This window comes from Salipiger pentaromativorans (assembly GCF_024721115.1).
Lineage (GTDB): Bacteria > Pseudomonadota > Alphaproteobacteria > Rhodobacterales > Rhodobacteraceae > Salipiger > Salipiger pentaromativorans.
On record NZ_JAMDHK010000020.1, the window covers coordinates 13,607 to 28,971 of the forward strand.

The 15,365-nt window shown below is 66.4% G+C and carries 15 protein-coding genes; 7 read left to right on the top strand and 8 right to left on the bottom strand.

Features of this window, described 5'->3' with window-relative positions; all coding sequences use genetic code 11:
* Positions 1-27: 27 nt before the first annotated feature.
* Complete coding sequence (locus tag M4578_RS22485; RefSeq protein ID WP_258095382.1) at positions 28-231, bottom strand: DUF2783 domain-containing protein; 204 nt, start codon at positions 229-231, stop codon at positions 28-30.
* Complete coding sequence (locus tag M4578_RS22490; RefSeq protein WP_258095383.1) at positions 228-1,862, bottom strand: FAD-dependent oxidoreductase; 1,635 nt, start codon at positions 1,860-1,862, stop codon at positions 228-230. The genes M4578_RS22485 and M4578_RS22490 overlap by 4 nt, the downstream gene beginning before the upstream one ends.
* Positions 1,863-2,051: 189 nt before the next feature.
* Here M4578_RS22490 and M4578_RS22495 point away from each other — a divergent pair, with 189 nt between their 5' ends.
* The 5 genes from M4578_RS22495 to M4578_RS22515 all read left to right on the top strand — a co-directional run bounded on the left by M4578_RS22495 (position 2,052) and on the right by M4578_RS22515 (position 6,574).
* Complete coding sequence (locus tag M4578_RS22495; protein WP_258095384.1) at positions 2,052-2,495, top strand: MarR family winged helix-turn-helix transcriptional regulator; 444 nt, start codon at positions 2,052-2,054, stop codon at positions 2,493-2,495.
* Between the two features lie 174 nt (positions 2,496-2,669).
* The gene (locus M4578_RS22500) at positions 2,670-3,191 is read left to right on the top strand and encodes a TRAP transporter small permease (RefSeq protein WP_258095385.1); all 522 of its coding nucleotides are present in this window, start codon (positions 2,670-2,672) and stop codon (positions 3,189-3,191) included.
* 1 nt (position 3,192) lies between these two features.
* Positions 3,193-4,503, top strand: a complete 1,311-nt coding sequence (locus M4578_RS22505; RefSeq protein ID WP_258095386.1) for a TRAP transporter large permease — start codon at positions 3,193-3,195, stop codon at positions 4,501-4,503.
* A gap of 46 nt (positions 4,504-4,549) precedes the next feature.
* Complete coding sequence (locus M4578_RS22510; RefSeq protein WP_258095387.1) at positions 4,550-5,653, top strand: C4-dicarboxylate TRAP transporter substrate-binding protein; 1,104 nt, start codon at positions 4,550-4,552, stop codon at positions 5,651-5,653.
* Positions 5,654-5,773: 120 nt separating this feature from the next.
* Entirely contained in the window at positions 5,774-6,574 is an 801-nt protein-coding gene (locus M4578_RS22515) for an SDR family NAD(P)-dependent oxidoreductase (RefSeq protein WP_258095388.1), read from the top strand.
* A 68-nt stretch (positions 6,575-6,642) separates the two neighbouring features.
* Here M4578_RS22515 and M4578_RS22520 read toward each other — a convergent pair whose 3' ends face one another.
* Positions 6,643-7,293: an EthD family reductase gene (locus M4578_RS22520; protein ID WP_258095389.1), complete on the bottom strand. Its 651-nt coding sequence runs from the start codon at positions 7,291-7,293 to the stop codon at positions 6,643-6,645.
* A gap of 67 nt (positions 7,294-7,360) precedes the next feature.
* Entirely contained in the window at positions 7,361-9,046 is a 1,686-nt protein-coding gene (locus M4578_RS22525; protein WP_258095390.1) for an FAD-dependent oxidoreductase, read from the bottom strand.
* A 235-nt stretch (positions 9,047-9,281) separates the two neighbouring features.
* Here M4578_RS22525 and M4578_RS22530 point away from each other — a divergent pair, with 235 nt between their 5' ends.
* Positions 9,282-10,244, top strand: a complete 963-nt coding sequence (locus M4578_RS22530) for a helix-turn-helix domain-containing protein (RefSeq protein ID WP_258095391.1) — start codon at positions 9,282-9,284, stop codon at positions 10,242-10,244.
* 9 nt (positions 10,245-10,253) lie between these two features.
* Here the strand turns inward: M4578_RS22530 and M4578_RS22535 are convergent, their stop codons facing one another.
* The 4 genes from M4578_RS22535 to M4578_RS22550 all read right to left on the bottom strand — a co-directional run bounded on the left by M4578_RS22535 (position 10,254) and on the right by M4578_RS22550 (position 13,635).
* Positions 10,254-11,075 (bottom strand): helix-turn-helix transcriptional regulator, encoded by an 822-nt coding sequence (locus M4578_RS22535; RefSeq protein ID WP_258095392.1) that lies wholly within the window; start codon positions 11,073-11,075, stop codon positions 10,254-10,256.
* Between the two features lie 145 nt (positions 11,076-11,220).
* Complete coding sequence (locus M4578_RS22540; RefSeq protein ID WP_258095393.1) at positions 11,221-12,036, bottom strand: IclR family transcriptional regulator; 816 nt, start codon at positions 12,034-12,036, stop codon at positions 11,221-11,223.
* 4 nt (positions 12,037-12,040) lie between these two features.
* Positions 12,041-12,847 (bottom strand): IclR family transcriptional regulator, encoded by an 807-nt coding sequence (locus M4578_RS22545; protein ID WP_258095394.1) that lies wholly within the window; start codon positions 12,845-12,847, stop codon positions 12,041-12,043.
* A gap of 314 nt (positions 12,848-13,161) precedes the next feature.
* Positions 13,162-13,635: a MarR family winged helix-turn-helix transcriptional regulator gene (locus M4578_RS22550; RefSeq protein WP_258095395.1), complete on the bottom strand. Its 474-nt coding sequence runs from the start codon at positions 13,633-13,635 to the stop codon at positions 13,162-13,164.
* 259 nt (positions 13,636-13,894) lie between these two features.
* Here M4578_RS22550 and hmgA point away from each other — a divergent pair, with 259 nt between their 5' ends.
* Positions 13,895-15,265, top strand: a complete 1,371-nt coding sequence (gene hmgA / locus M4578_RS22555) for a homogentisate 1,2-dioxygenase (RefSeq protein ID WP_258095396.1) — start codon at positions 13,895-13,897, stop codon at positions 15,263-15,265.
* Positions 15,266-15,365: the final 100 nt, after the last annotated feature.

Below are 15,365 nucleotides of genomic sequence, written 5' to 3' on the forward strand. Positions count from 1 at the left end.
CAGGAACCCGCGCCAACGGAAGGGGTCTCAGCCCGAGACGGCCTCGGAGGAGGCAGCCTGAAGCGCGTCGCTCAGCACGGCGCGGCTGCCGATGTGGTTCGCCAGGATCAGGATCAGCCGCGCGTTGAGCGCGTCGCTCTCCTCCTTGGTCTTGCCCTCGTGGACTGCCAGAAGTTCGGCATAGAAATCGTCGGACCGTTCGATGTTCGGGGTCAGGATCAGGTCGCTCATGCTGCGGTCTCCTTGCCGGTGGCGCGGCGCAGCGCGGCGCGCATCTGGTCTTCGTCATACTGCGCGAAACGCGCGGCCACATGCTGGTCGGGGCGGATCAGATAGACCGCCGAGGATGCCTCGCCGAGATAGCGCTGTGCCAGCGGCCCGTCAGCCGCATCCTTGACCGACAGCTCCAGACGTTTGGCCGTGACGCCGTCTTCCGTCAGGCTTTCGGGCGCCTCGGCATCCAGCGTCAGGATGGTGAACCCGTCGCCCAGCTCGGAGAGCAGGAAGCCCTCGCCCAGCGGCGCGTCGGGGCAGCTTGCGCCGGGCCGCGTGCGCGCCGGGCCGCCGTCGAGCGCGTCGGGCGTGTTGAGCCCGGAGCCGTCATAGACGCAGGGCACCGACAGCCGCCCGGAATTCACCATCGGCCGGGCGAAGTCATACGCGCCGCTCAGCGCCAGAACCGCGTCGCGGAACAGGCGGCTGGTCTCGGATTTCGGCGTGATGAAATCGGTGGAGCGGGTCGAGTTCAGGATGTTCTCGTCGGCGCCGTGCACGCGCTCGCTGTCATAGCTGTCGAGCAGCGACTCCGGCGCCTTGCCCGACACCACGAGCCCCAGCTTCCAGCCGAGATTGTCCACGTCCTGCATGCCGGAATTCGCGCCGCGCGCGCCGAAGGGCGAGACCTGATGCGCGGAATCGCCGGCAAAGAACACCCTTCCATGGCGGAAATGCTCCATCCGCTTGCACTGGAACGTGTAGATCGAGGACCAGACCAGCTCGTAGTCCACATCGCCCAGCATTGCGTCGAGCCTGCGGCGGATGTTCTCCTCCTTCAGTTCTTCCTTGCGGTCCACGTCCCAGCCGATCTGGAAATCCACCCGCCACACATTGTCGGGCTGCTTGTGCAGCAGCGTCGAGGCGCCGGAGCCGTGCACCGGCTCGAACCAGAACCAGCGCTCGGTGGGGAAGCTGGTCTCGCCGGTCATCTTGATGTCGGCGATGAGAAAGCTGTCCTGAAAGATCCGCCCGGAGAAATCCAGCCCGAGCATCCCGCGCAGCGGCGAGCTGGCGCCGTCGCAGCCGATGAGCCAGTCGGCCTCCAGCGTGTAGGGACCGTCGGGGGTGGTGATCGAGAGCACGACGTGATCGTCCTTCACCTCGACCGCGTCGACGCGGTTCTTGCCCCGCAGCTGGATCGGCGCGCCCTGGGCCTGAAGCTCGCGCAGCCGGTCGATCATGAAATGTTCGAAATAGGGCTGCTGCAGGTTGATGAAGGCGGGATAGGCGTGACCCTCTTCCGGCAGCAGGTTGAATTCAAAGACCTTGTGGTCCTTGTGGAACACCTTGCCCAGATTCCACACCACGCCCTGGTCGAGCATCGGCTTGCCGCAGCCGTAGCGGTCGGCGATCTCGAGGCTGCGCTTGGCGAAACAGATCGCGCGGCTGCCCATGCCGATTCCCTCGTGGTCGTCGAGCACCAGAACCGGGATGCCCTGCCGCCCGAGATCGAGCGCGGTGGCCACGCCGATCGGGCCGCCGCCCATCACCACGACGGGGTGGCGGACGGGCGCGTCCAGATCCTGATCCGGCGATTTTTCATAGGGATAGACCTTATAGGCCAATGTGTAGCGGTCGTCGAACATGCGCGTCTCCTCCCTTTGCTGTCTGTCCAAACCGCCATCCCTCTGGCGGCCTACACCCGGCCTTCCGGACCCTGGCGTTGACGGCGAATAATCGTTGCATATGCAATGAAGTCAAGAAATTTGTTGCATATGAAATGAAAGCTGCGTCACATGACCTGAGGACAGGAGCAGGAACGGGGCCGGAAAACAGTGCGTTACGAATTGCCGGAGTTCGATCTGGACGCTTATGTCCCCTACCGTCTGGCGGTGGCGGCGACCCAGCTTTCCAAGGGTCTGGCCGAGCAGTACCGCCAGCGTTTCGGCATCTCGATCACCGAATGGCGGGTGCTGGTGAACGTCGGCTATTCCGACAAGACCTCGGTGCGCGACATCGAACACCGGGTCAGCCTCGACAAGTCCAAGGTCAGCCGCGCCGCAACGCGGCTGGAGGCGGCGGGTTATGTGATCAAGAGCGTGGACGAAACCGACCGGCGCCTGATCCGGCTGGAACTGACCGATGCGGGCGCCGCGCTGCTCTCCGAGATCGTGCCCTTTGCGCAGGAGTACCAGCGGCGGCTCGAAGCCGCGCTGGGGGCACGGTTCGACGCCTTTCAGGACACGCTGGCCGAGCTGATGGAGATTCGCGCGCTTTAAGCCCGCGGCGGCCCGCCTCCCCTTCCCCACACCGCTTTTCGGCATTTTGTCATTGGTCATGACGACAGAGCCGGCCGCAGGGATCGCGCATGCTGAGCCCGACGCGAGGGGCGTCTGCGGGGGACCGGCCCGCTTTCGCCGTCACGGTCCGAACCGGAAAATGGAGGGGAACCCATGACACGGCTTGTCGCCACACTCAGCCGCGCGGCCATCGCGCTGGCCGGTGTCGGCATCGTCTGCATGCTGGTGCTTGTCACCGCCGATGTGATCCTGCGCGCCACGGTCAATATCGCCATTCCGGGGATCGACGCCATCGTCGCATCCTATCTGATGGTGTCGACCATCTTCCTGCCGCTGGCGATGCTGCAACTGCTGGACGAGAACATCGCCGTCGATGCGCTGCGCAACAAGATGCCGGATCCGGTGAAGGACCTCTTCGACATCGTCGGGCATGTGCTGGCGGCGGTCTTCTACGCCCTTCTGGGCTGGCTCTATTTCAAGGTGGCGGTCGAGGCGGTCGAGATCCGCGAATATGTCGCGGGCACCTGGGACGTGCCGATCTGGCCCGCGCGCATCTTCATGCCGCTGGGCCTGGCGCTGGCGGCGCTGGCGGCGGCGGTAAAACTCTACCAGTCCATTCACGCGCTTTTCTTCGGCGAAAAGCCCGCCCCCCACCATTCGGCAGGATCTTTCTGAGATGAACGAACGCGAACTCATCGGCGCGGCCAGTATCGGTGTCGTGCTGTTTCTCGTCGCCCTTGGCGTGCCCGTCGGCATCGGCATGGGCATCGTCGCCTTCGGCGGCATCTGGCTGGCGATCAGCCTCAAGGCCGGGCTGGGAATCCTCTCGGCGGTGCCCTTCGAGATGGTGGGCGACTGGAATCTCTCGGCGATCCCGATGTTCCTGCTGATGGGCTATGTCGCGGCCTCGTCCGAGCTGACCAAGAACCTGTTCAAATCCGCCCGCATCACGCTTGGCTGGCTGCCCGGCGGGCTGGCCTCGGCCACGGTGATCTCGGCGGCGCTCTTCGCCTCTGCCAGCGGGTCGAGCGTGGCCACCGCCGCCGCCTTCTCGCGCACCGCCGTGCCCGAGATGCTCAAGGCGCGCTACGATGCCGGGCTCGCCACCGGCTCGGTCGCCGCCGCCGGCACGCTGGGCGCGCTCATCCCGCCCTCGGTGCTGATGATCGTCTTCGGCATCACCATGTCGGAATCGATCAACAGCCTGTTCCTGGCGGGGCTGATCCCCGGCATCCTCTCGGCCATCGTCTTCCTGATCTACATCACCCTGCGCGTCACGCTGAACCCGTCGCTGGCGCCGCGCGTCACCGAAGAGATCTCGGCAGAGGAAAAGCGCGAGGCGTTCAAGGATGTCTGGCCGCTGCCCGTCATCATCCTTTGTGTGATCGGGGGCATCTTCGCCGGGCTTTTCACGCCCACCGAGGCCGGGGCCATCGGCGCGGCGCTGACCATCGGGCTTGCGATCCTGCGCCGCTCCTTCACCATGGCGGGGTTTGCCGACGCGCTGAAGCGCACGGCGAACGGCACCGCCTCGATCTTCATCATCGTGGTGGGCGCGGCGCTGTTCCAGCGACTGCTGGGGCTGACGGGGCTCGCGAATTTCTTCTCCGAGCTCGTCGCCACGCATATCCACACGCAACTTGGCGTGATCCTCGCCATCGCCGCGCTGTACCTGGTGATGGGCTGCTTTCTGGAACCCGTCTCGATCATGCTGCTGACCCTGCCGGTGCTGACCCCCGTGCTCCAGCATTTCGATGTCAATCTGGTGTGGTTCGCGGTCATCACCGTGAAGCTGCTCGAAATGGGCATGGTCACACCGCCGATGGGGCTGAACATCTTCGTGGTGAAAAGCGCCATGGGAGACAAGGTGCCCGTCGGCCAGATCTTTCGCGGCACGTTCGGCTTCCTTCTGTCCGATTTCGTGACGCTGGCGCTGATCATCGCCTTCCCCATCCTGTCGCTCTGGCTACCCAGCCTCGCGCAGTGATCCCGATACATCCCAACGACCTCATCATTCATCACCGGAGGAGCACATGAATACCAAGGTCTCTTACACCTCTCTCGCGGCGGCGCTGGCCGTCACGCTCGCGGCGGGCGCCGCCAGTGCCGACACCTATCAGGCCAGCATCTACCTGCCGTCCAACTACCCGCAGGCCGTGAACGCCTATGCCGGCATGTTCGACCGGGTGCGCGAGGCCACCGGCGGCAACATGGATTTCGAGATCCATTACGGCGGCTCGCTGCTGCCCGCCAAGACCACGATCAACGGTCTGCGCGACGGCGTGGCGGATGTGGGCTTTGTCTACCCCTCCTACACCCCCGCCGAACTGCCGATCCAGGCGTTCCTGAACAGCGCGAGCTTCCTTGCCGACGACTCGCTGGCGGTGGCGCTGGCCTATTCCGAGATCAACTTCACCAACCCCGCCGCGCTGGCGGAATGGGACCGGTTCGACGCGGTGTTCACCGGCGCCTTCTCGACCCCGGTCTACAACATGATGTGCAACACCCCGCTCACCACGCCCGCAGAGGCGCAGGGCAAGCGCATGCGCACCGCCGGCGCGGCCTTTACGGGCCTGTCGGATTCGCTCGGCGCCACGGCGGTTTCGGTGCCGATCGGCGATGCCTATAGCGGCATGCAGCGCGGCTCGCTCGACTGCATCCTCGCCGACCCGACCAACCTGATGACCGCCTCCTTCAACGAGGTGGTGACCGACATCACCGTCGTGCCGCTGGGCGTCGTGACCGGCGCCAACTGGGTGTTCAACAAGGATAGCTGGGAAGGTTTCTCGGACGAGGAGCGCGCGCTGCTGAAGGACGAGATGGCGCTGGGGCTCGCCAAGACCCAGCTCGAATTCGACCGCTCGGTGGGCGAGAGCTTCGACGACGCCAAATCGCGCGGCATCGTGCTGCACGAGGCGGGGCCGGAGCTGGCGACGCATATCGACGGGTTCAAGGCCGAGTTCATCGCGGGGCTTGTGGACGGCGCGGAAAACATCGAAGACGCCCAGGCGATCTTTGACGAATACGCCCGGCTTCAGACCGAGTGGAGCGAACGGCTCGCCACGGTGGACCGCAGCGATGCCGAGGCCGTCGCGGTGCTGATCCGCGAGCATCTCATGAGCAAGCTCGGCCAGTAAGGCGCCGGGCGGGGTCCGGCGTCGGGCCCCCGGAAACACAGGGAGGCCCCCGCCCGCCGCATCAGGACGGCAGGCGGGGGCCGCCGCCGTTCAATACCATCCGTTTCAGGAGACTTGAGAATGACAGAACCTTCACACCCGATCCCCAGCTTCGATCTTGCGCCCTTCAAGGGGCTGCTGGCCTCGGATGTCGCGGTGGTGACCGGCGCGGCGATGGGCAACGGCGCGGCCATCGCGCGCGGCCTGGCGCTTTGCGGTGCGCGGGTCGTGGCCGCCGACCGCGACGCCGAGGCGCTCGCCCCCACCGTCGAGGCGCTGCGCGCCGAGGGCGGCAACGTGGTGGGGATGACCGCCGATGTGGCCGATGCCGCTGGCTGTCAGGCGCTGGCGGAGCGGGTCGCAAGCGAGGTCGGCAATACCTCGATCCTGATCAACAACGCCGGCATCGTCCGCCGCGTCGGCACCGGCGAAGACGGGTTCATCGCCTCCGTCGAAAGCCAGCTTTCGGTGAACGCGGTCGGCTCGGTTCAGATGGTCAGCGCCTTCCTGCCGCAGCTCAAGGCGACGCGCGGCCGGGTGATCAACCTCGGTTCCATCGCCAGCTTCCGCTCGACCACGGGCGGCGTCGGCTATGGCATGTCGAAAGGCGCCGTGCTGCTGATGACCCAGACCCTCGCGGCAGAGCTGGCGCCCTTCGGTATCCGGGTGAACGGCATCGCGCCCGGCGTGATCGCCACGCCGATGACCCTGCCCACGCGCTCGAACCCCGAGACGGTGAAACGCTATTACGAGCACATCCCCTTCGGCCGCTTCGGCGAGCCCGAGGAGCTGGTGGGTCCGGCGCTGTTCCTCAGCTCGCCGCAATCCTCCTACATCACCGGGGTGATGCTGCCGGTGGATGGCGGGTTCCTGTCGATGTGAGACCGGACAACAAACCGGACACGGCAAAGGCGGCTCCTCGGAGCCGCCTTTTTTGCGGGCTGGGCCCGTCAGACGATGCGCAGCGCGTCGATGGTAAGCGCGGTGGCGGCACCCGCGCGGTCGGCTTCGAACAACAGCCGCAGGGGCGAGCGCAGGCAGGACATCAGCGCCCCGGTGGCGTCGGCGTTGCGCGCCCAGATCGTCACCAGCGTGTTGGGCGGCTCCGGCTCCGACCAGAGGGACCGGCGGGTAAAACCCGGCGTCATCCGTTCCACCCGCAGCGCCAGCGGACGGTCGGCGGGGCAAAGCTCCGCCACCATGGCGCGCAGCCCGGCCTCGAGCCGGCCGGGCGCGCTGCTGCGGGCCAGGATCATGTATTTGCTCTCGGCCCCCTGCGGTTCGCCGCTTTCGGCGGCGCCCACGGCCAGCGCGGTGAGGCCCGAGACGAAATTCGGCTCGTCCTCGATCAGCGCGCGCGAGGTTTCGGAGGCGGTGCTCGCCGCCACCGCCGCCTGCGAGGCGAACCACAGCTCGACGACGCCATCGACCTGAAACGAGGCGCCGGTCTGCCAGCAGATCCGGTCCACACGGTTCTGCGTGTACCGCTCCAGCCCGCAAAAGCCGGTGGCGATGTCCGCATGCACATCCGCCCAGTGGTTGCGGAAGGCCGTTTCCGAAATATCGTCCCGCCGCCGCAGGAGCGTGATGCGCTTGAACACTCTCGTCCCTCCCGCAAACGCCGGCCACGGGCGGGCCGGCGGTTCCTCCCCCAAGGCGACGCCGCGCTCAGGCGGCGTCGGAGATGCCCGCCAGATGCCGCCCGGCGATGAAGCCGAAGGTCATGGCCGGGCCCAGCGTGATGCCGCCACCGGAGTAATTGCCGCCGAAGAGGCTCGCTGCGTCATTGCCCACCGCATAGAGGCCGGGGATCACGTCGCCGCCCTCGGTCAGCACCCGCGCCGAGGCATCGGTGCGGTGGCCGACAAAGCTGCCGAGATCGCCGAGCACCACGCGGATCGCGTAGAACGGGCCGGTCTCGATGGGTTTGACGCAAGGATTCGGCTTGTTGTCCGGGTCGCCCAGATAGCGGTTATAGGCGGTGCTGCCGCGCCCGAATTCCGGGTCGTCCCCCGTCTCGCGGGCGTTGCGGTTGAAATCCGTCACCGTCTTTTCCAGCCCCGCCGGGTCGATGCCCGCCGCCTGCGCCAGCTCGCGCAGCGTCTTGCCGCGCTTGAGATAGCCCGAGCGCAGCGCCGGGCCGAGCGGGATCGGATAGGGCTTTACAAAGCCCAGGCCGTAATAGCGCAGCGTCGGATGGTCGATGATCAGCCAGGATTCCGCCGGGCCGTTGCCGTCATGGGCGGCGATCAGACCCTCGCCGTAATCGTGATAGGAATTGGCCTCGTTGACGAAGCGCTTGCCGCTTTTCAGCACGGCGATCACACCCGGTTTGCCGCGGTCGACGAAATGCGGGAAGGTGCCCTGCGTGCCGTCCTTGCGCGGCACCAGCGAGATCGGCACCCAGGCTGCCGGGTGCTTGTACCCCTCCGAAATCGCCGCGTTCAGCCCGGCGGTGGCGCGCATCGCGTCGCCGGTGTTGGTGGGCGATGCGGGCGAGAAATGCCCCTCGCCGGTGGGCGCGTGACGATAGAGCTTCTTGCGCATGCCCATGTCGAAGGGGAAACCGCCGGTGGCCAGCACCACGCCCTTGCGCGCCTTCAGCGTCTTGCCGCCGGTGACGATGCCGGTGACGCGCCCGTCCTCGACCACGAGGTCGTCGAGCGGCGTGCCGGTGCGGATCTCCACCCCCCGGTCGAAGGCGGATTTCGCCAGCCGCGCCACCAGCGCCGTGCCGTTGGTCAGCCGCTGGGTCTTGCCGTAGCGGATCTTTTCATAGCCGTAGCGCGCCAGCAGCGCCCCCACATAGCCAAAGGATTTGACCGAACGGGTGGCCTCGAAGAAATGCTTCAGCTCGCGGTTCGAGCCGACCATCATCCCCATGAAGGTCGCCTCGGGGATCGGCGGCGCCAGCCGGTCGGCGTTCTTTCCCAGGGTCTTGAGGTTCACCGGATCGGCGTTCAGCGAGCGCCCGCCATCGAGACCGCCGGGTTGGCCGGGGTGGTAGTCGGGGAAATAGCTGCCCAGCGTGAACTGTACCTCGGTGTTGCGGTCGAACCAGTCGAGCATCTTGGGGCCGTTCTCGATGAACGCATCGACCCGCGCCGCGTCGAACTGGTTGCCGGCCTCGGTCTCGATATAGGTGCGGGCCTTTTCGGCGGAATCCTGAATGCCCTCGCGTTTTGCCTGGGCGTTGTTCGGAATCCAGATCCAGCCGCCCGAGCGCGCGGTGGTGCCGCCGTAGGTGTCGGCCTTTTCGATGACCAGCACCGAAAGTCCCTGATCGGCGGCGGTGATGGCGGCGGAGAGCCCGCCGGCGCCGGACCCGGCAACGATGACGTCGTACTGTTCCATGCTTTTCGGCTTCTCGTATTGATCAAACGTGGGAGGCGGAGGCACGGGCCCCCGGCAGATGCCCCATCCTGCGCCGCACGGGCCTGCGGGTCTGTCGCATCCGCCAAGGACAGGCGCGGGACAGGCCCCGCGGGCGCCGGATCTCAAGCGGTCGTGACCGGCTCAAAAATCGTTGCACTTGACACGAAGTGGCCCCTCACACGATTATCATGCACCGGGAGGACAGGTTTATCCGATGATTCACGAAGGGCTTCACAAGGGCGCAGCGCCCGGCGGCACCGCGCCGAAGGTCAACTATGTGCGCATGGAGAATGTCGACACCTGGCACGACACGCTCTGCGCGACCTTTTCGCGGACCGAGTACATGCCCGGAGAAGCCTCCGCGTTTCGCGGCGAGCTGAGTTCGGTCAAACACGGCGATGCCCGCATGTCGCGGATCCAGGCCTCGGCGGGCTGGTTCTCGCGCAAGCCCAGCGTGATCCGCAGCGACCGGTTCGACGGTTTCATGATCCTTCTGTCGCTGCGCGGCGACCTGCGGCTGTCGCAGGGCGACCGGCGGCTTCAGGCGCGCCATGGCGAGGCGCTGGTCTATCGCCACGGCACGCCCTTCGAGCTGGAGATTCCCTATAACTACCTCGCCGTGTCGCTTTGGGTGACGCCCGAGGTGATGGAGGCCCACTGCCCCGCCATCGCGCGCAACGCGCCGGTGGCGCTGACCGGCGACACGGTCAACGGGCGGCTGGCGCTGGCCATGGTGCAGGAGCTTTGCGCCAGCGCGGTCACCCGCGAGATCGGCGGCGTGCCGCAGCTCGTGGGGGCGACGCTCGACGTGATCTCGACCACGGCACTCCGGCCCGAAGTGCCGGAGCTGCGGCGCAATCTCGCCCTCATCGAAAAGCTCTCGGATTACGTCTCGCGCAATATCGACGACACCGAGCTCAATCTCGACCGGCTGGTCGAGGCCAGCGGCGTGTCGGCGCGCACCCTGAACCGGACCTTTGCCGAGGACGGCACCACGCCGATGCGCTGGGTCTGGGACCGGCGGCTGCGCATGGCGCATGACGCGCTCAGCCACCAGCGGGTGCGCAACGTGACCGAGGCGGCCTTCAGCTTCGGCTTCAAGGACGTGTCGCATTTCAGCCGGGCGTTCTCGCGCAAGTTCGGCACGACCCCGCGCACACTGCTCTTGCGGAACTGAGCCCCCGCCTCAGGAGGCGGCGGCCAGCTTATGTGCCGCCGGGGACTGGATCAGCATTGTCGAAAGCTGGTTGATCGAGTTGACGTTGAGCCGCGCATAGGCCCGGCGCCGGTAGGTCAGCACGCTGGTCTGCTTGATCCCCAGATCGAGCGCGATGCCCTCGGCGGTGACCCCGAGGATCGAGCGCGCGCAAACCGCGATCTCACGCCCGGTCAACTCGGGGAAGGCGCGGCCCACGCGCTCTTCCATCGCCTCGGCGCTGACACGGGTGCAGCGTTTGTCCTCTCCGACCAGGCGGAAATGCAGGCTGATGAGCGGCAGCAACAGGCTGCCCAGATCGCAAAGCGCCGCCACGCGCTCGGCATCGAAACCGGGCTCGCCCGCAGCGGTGAACAGGCTCAGCAGCAGCACGCGGCCCTCGTCCTTGCGGGCGAGCGTCAGTTTCTCGCTCAGCCCCGGACGGGTGTAGCAGGCGCTGCGGTAGCGGGGGTTGCGGATGTCCTCGGCCCTGACCCGGAGCGAATAGACCCCGTCCGGCGCATCGGGCGTGAGAACGCTGAAAATCGGATCGTCGGCAAAGAACTGCGACCCATAGGCCCGCGCCCGTTCATGCGAGCGCGCGTCGCGGCTATGCGATTGCAGGATGTCGGGCCGCCCTTCGCTGAGCGCGCTTTGCACCACGAGCAGTTCGCTGATCCCGAAGCGCTCCATCAGAAGGGTCTCGACACGGGGGCAGAACGCGTCCGAGCCCACCGCCTCCACAAGCCCGGCCATGCCACCGAGCGGATTGATCGCTTCGGCACCCGCAAGGTCGATGCGCGTATAGATCATGGTCCGGTCTCCCCCCTTGTCGCTTCCGGCCGCGGCAGGGCCGCGGTTTCAGGGAGGTTAACGGTCAGGCGGAAACCGCGCTTGCACGGGCTTGCCAGAGCTCTTGTCCGAAATTGCCAGCCCGGTTTGCACGCGCGGGCCAGGCTCAGCGGGCGGGAAGATAGCCCAGTTCGGCAGAGAGCCCGCGCGTGGTTTCCAGCAGCGCAGGGATGAATTCGCTCTCCGCGCGGTCTTCGAGATAGAAGTCCTGGCCGATGATGGTGATCCCGAGAATGATCTCGCCGGCGCTGTCGAAGACCGGCGCCGAATAGGCCGAGAGGCCGGGAACCGGGGGCTGCTCGACCGTGGCATAGCCCGCCTCGCGGATCTGCTCGATCTCCTTGCGCGAGATGAAGCGCGGCACCCCGACCCGGCCAGATCCGGGCTTTTCGCGCTTTTCGCGGGCGATGGCGTCCTTCACCGTCACCTCGGGAAGAAAACCCGCGAACATCCGCCCGCTGGCGGTGCTGCTCATGGAATAGACCGTGCCCGGCCGCGTGTTCATATTGAGCTGGCTGCCGCTTTCCTGCACCTGCACGACGGTCGGGCCGAAACTGCCCCAGACCACCAGCGCCACGTTCAGCGCCGTGCGTTCGGAGAGGTCGATCACCGCCTGCGCGGCCATGCGCATCGGGTCGGTGGTACGCAGCCGCGCAATCCCCAGATCGAGCGCGAAACGGCCCAGCCGGTAGCGCCCCGTGTCGGCATCCTGCTCGACGATCCCGATATTGCGGTAGCTCACCAGATAGGCGTGCGCCTGCGCCGGGGCAAAGCCCGCGACCTGCGCCAGATCCTTGAGCATCATCGGCTCGACCTCTTCGGCCAGCGCCGCAAGCAGGCGGGCGCCGATCTCGATCGACTGGACGCCGCGCCCCTCGGATTTCGTGGCGGGCTTTTTCACGGCGGCGGGTTTTGCGGTCATCGGCTCACGCCTCCTTCTGTGCGGCGCCGGAGGAGAGCGGCGCGCCCCGGCCCGCCGACAGGCCCTCGGTCACGGCCAGCAGCCGCCGGACCGCCACCGCACCGGGATCGACCGCGAGATCCTCGATAGGGCCGATCAAGGTGGCGACGAATTGCAGCGTGCCCGTATTGTCAAAGATCGGCGCGGCCACGGCGTTGGTGTCGGGAATCGGCACCGCCTCGGCGATCGCATAGCCGCAGCTGCGCGTGGCCTCGAGCTGGGTCTCGGAATCCTCGCGGGTCAGCAGGCCGCCGATCCCGCCGCGCCGCCCCGCCTGGCTGAACTCCTGCGCGGCCATCGCGCCCACCGCCTCATTCTCGCTGAACGCGGCAAACACCCGGCCCGTCGCCGTGCCGGTGACCGAAAACAGGGTGCCCGGACGCAGGTTCAGCGCCGCGCGTGTCGAGCCGGCGCAGATCTGCACGATGGTCGGGCCCGACACGCCCCAGACGCTCAGCAGCGACATGATGCCCAGATCTTCGGCCAGCAGCCGCAGCTCGCGGATCGCGGCCACCGCCAGCGGCGTGCCGTTCAGCCAGCCGATCCCCAGCCGCAACGCGAAAGGGCCGGTGCGGTAGAGGCCCGAGGTCGCATCCTGATGCACAAGGCCGACGCTGCGCAGGCTGGTCAGATAGGCGTGGCATTGCGCCGGGGCGAGCTCGGCGGCCTGCGCCAGCTCCTTGAGCATCATCGGCTTGCTCGTTGCCACCAGCGCCCGCAGGATCCTGCCGCTCACTTCGATGGACTGAATTCCGCGGGCTCCGGCGCGCATCGGGTCTGATCCTGTTGTCCTGTCATCCTCACCACGGTTCCGCCGCCGGGCAAACGCCGGGACAGACCGCGATCTGACCCAATGTCATAGCCATCCGGGCCCTTGCGGGGAACCCCTCGCAGATCGCGCGCCACGCAGTCGTTGCAAGGCAAGGACCGCTGGGGCTCCGGCCGCGATGGCCCCACCCCAAGCAGAAGACCGATGCGGCGGTCCACACCCATATGCGCCCGGAAAGACGCGGCAGACCCAACCTGACAGATGATTCGCTAAATTCAAAATACTTTATATATGGCGAATCGCGCGCAACTCGCGGCTCAGCCTTTTTCCGCACCGCCGGTTACGCTGCGCAACCGCTGAAGCAGATCCCTGAGCTGGGTCTCGGCCTCGGGGCCGAGCCTGTCGCGCAGCGCCTGATCGAAGGCTAGCGCCGCCTGACCCAGCACGCGATAGGTCTCGGCGCCCTCGGCGCTCAGCGACAGGATTTCCGCGCGCTTGTCCTCGGGGCTGATCTCCCGGCTGAGCATCCCGCGCTCCTCCAGCGCGGCGACGGCGCGGCTGACGCGGCTCTTTTCCTCATGCGCGATGGCGCAAATATCGCTTGCGGTCAGCCCGCCATACCGCCCGACGATGGCCAGCACCCGCCACTGCGTGCGCGTCATGCCATAGGCGGCGCGGTAATGCGCCTGAAAGGATTTTCCGATGACCTCGGCGGTCTGGTTCAGGATGAACGGCAGAAAGGCCTCGAGATCGAATTCCGCCCCGGTCTCCGGCGTGCCACGTTCCGTCATGATTCAGATCCGCCTTCCCTCTCCGGCGGCGCTGCCGGGCGTGTCGGAGCATGTCACCGGGGCACGGGAGGATGCAACAGCCAGAATGCCGAGCGGCGCGGTAACTGTCCGAAAAACCCGCCGAATATGCCCGAAACCCCCGCAGAACAGGCTGGGAAAAGATTTATCTATGTCGAATAATTTTGGAAGTCAGTTGCATTGGCAACCAAATTATGGTTCTTCTGGCCCCGGAAACGCACCCCATCGGAGGAGTCTCGCCATGAGCACGCATGACCTGCCTAACGGCATGATCCGTTCCGCCAGCACCACCGGCACGACCGACGGCTACATGCCGGGTTTCGGCAATGATTTCGAAACCGAGGCCCTGCCCGGCGCGCTGCCGCAGGGGATGAACAGCCCTCAGAAATGCGCCTACGGGCTTTACGGCGAACAGCTTTCGGGCACCGCCTTCACCGCGCCGAGCCACCAGAACGAACGCACCTGGTGCTATCGCATCCGCCCCTCGGTCAAGCATTCGCATCGCTACGAAAAGATCTCGCTGCCCTATTGGCAGAGCGCGCCCAACGTCGATCCGGACGTGGTGAGCCTCGGCCAGTACCGCTGGGATCCGGTGCCGCACAGCGACAAGCCGCTCACCTGGCTGACCGGCATGCACACCATGACCACCGCCGGCGACGTCTATACGCAGGTCGGCATGGCCAGCCATATCTACCTGGTCACCCAGTCGATGGTGGACGAATATTTCTACTCCGCCGACAGCGAATTGCTGATCGTGCCGCAGGAGGGCCGTCTGCGCTTCTGCACCGAGCTGGGGGTGATCGACCTCGAACCCAAAGAGATCGCCATCATCCCGCGCGGCCTCGTCTACCGGGTCGAGCTGCTCGACGGTCCGGCGCGCGGCTTCGTCTGCGAGAACTACGGCCAGAAATTCGAGCTGCCGGGTCGTGGCCCCATCGGTGCGAACTGCATGGCCAACCGCCGCGATTTCAAGACGCCGGTGGCCGCGTTCGAGGACCGCGACGCGCCTTCGACCGTGACGATCAAGTGGCAGGGCCAGTTCCACGTCACCCATATCGACCATTCGCCGCTGGATGTGGTCGCCTGGCACGGCAATTACGCGCCGGTGAAATACGACCTGCGCACCTATTGCCCGATCGGCGCGATCCTCTTCGACCACCCCGATCCCTCGATCTTCACCGTGCTGACCGCCCCCTCGGGCGTGCCGGGCACCGCGAACATCGACTTCGTGCTGTTCCGCGAGCGCTGGATGACGATGGAAAACACCTTCCGTCCGCCCTGGTACCACAAGAACGTCATGTCCGAGCTTATGGGCAACATCTATGGCGAATACGACGCCAAGCCGAACGGCTTCGCCCCCGGCGGCATGTCGCTGCACAATATGATGCTGCCGCACGGGCCGGACAACGAAGCGTTCGAAAAGGCGACCTTCGCCGAGCTGGAGCCGAACAAGCTCGACAACACCATGTCCTTCATGTTCGAGACCCGCTTCCCGCAGCACCTGACCAAATTCGCCGCCAAGGAGGCGCCGCTGCAGGACGATTACATCGACTGCTGGGACAGCCTGAAGAAACGCTTCGACGGCACGCCCGAAGGCAACTGGAACAAGTGACCTTCCCTGGCAGGGCCTGCTCCCGCCCTGTCTCTCCCGCGTTGCGGCCCGATCCAACGATCGGGCCGTGACCGCCTGAGCCCTCAGGCGAAACGCCAGA

What these genes read in the sequence shown, in the direction of transcription:
- M4578_RS22485 (WP_258095382.1), bottom strand. Translation starts at nt 231, where the DNA reads ATGAGCGACCTGATCCTGACCCCGAACATCGAACGGTCCGACGATTTC.
- M4578_RS22490 (WP_258095383.1), bottom strand. Translation starts at nt 1,862, where the DNA reads ATGTTCGACGACCGCTACACATTGGCCTATAAGGTCTATCCCTATGAA.
- M4578_RS22500 (WP_258095385.1), top strand. Translation starts at nt 2,670, where the DNA reads ATGACACGGCTTGTCGCCACACTCAGCCGCGCGGCCATCGCGCTGGCC.
- M4578_RS22505 (WP_258095386.1), top strand. Translation starts at nt 3,193, where the DNA reads ATGAACGAACGCGAACTCATCGGCGCGGCCAGTATCGGTGTCGTGCTG.
- M4578_RS22510 (WP_258095387.1), top strand. Translation starts at nt 4,550, where the DNA reads ATGAATACCAAGGTCTCTTACACCTCTCTCGCGGCGGCGCTGGCCGTC.
- M4578_RS22515 (WP_258095388.1), top strand. Translation starts at nt 5,774, where the DNA reads ATGACAGAACCTTCACACCCGATCCCCAGCTTCGATCTTGCGCCCTTC.
- M4578_RS22525 (WP_258095390.1), bottom strand. Translation starts at nt 9,046, where the DNA reads ATGGAACAGTACGACGTCATCGTTGCCGGGTCCGGCGCCGGCGGGCTC.
- M4578_RS22530 (WP_258095391.1), top strand. Translation starts at nt 9,282, where the DNA reads ATGATTCACGAAGGGCTTCACAAGGGCGCAGCGCCCGGCGGCACCGCG.
- M4578_RS22535 (WP_258095392.1), bottom strand. Translation starts at nt 11,075, where the DNA reads ATGATCTATACGCGCATCGACCTTGCGGGTGCCGAAGCGATCAATCCG.
- M4578_RS22540 (WP_258095393.1), bottom strand. Translation starts at nt 12,036, where the DNA reads ATGACCGCAAAACCCGCCGCCGTGAAAAAGCCCGCCACGAAATCCGAG.
- M4578_RS22545 (WP_258095394.1), bottom strand. Translation starts at nt 12,847, where the DNA reads ATGCGCGCCGGAGCCCGCGGAATTCAGTCCATCGAAGTGAGCGGCAGG.
- M4578_RS22550 (WP_258095395.1), bottom strand. Translation starts at nt 13,635, where the DNA reads ATGACGGAACGTGGCACGCCGGAGACCGGGGCGGAATTCGATCTCGAG.
- hmgA (WP_258095396.1), top strand. Translation starts at nt 13,895, where the DNA reads ATGAGCACGCATGACCTGCCTAACGGCATGATCCGTTCCGCCAGCACC.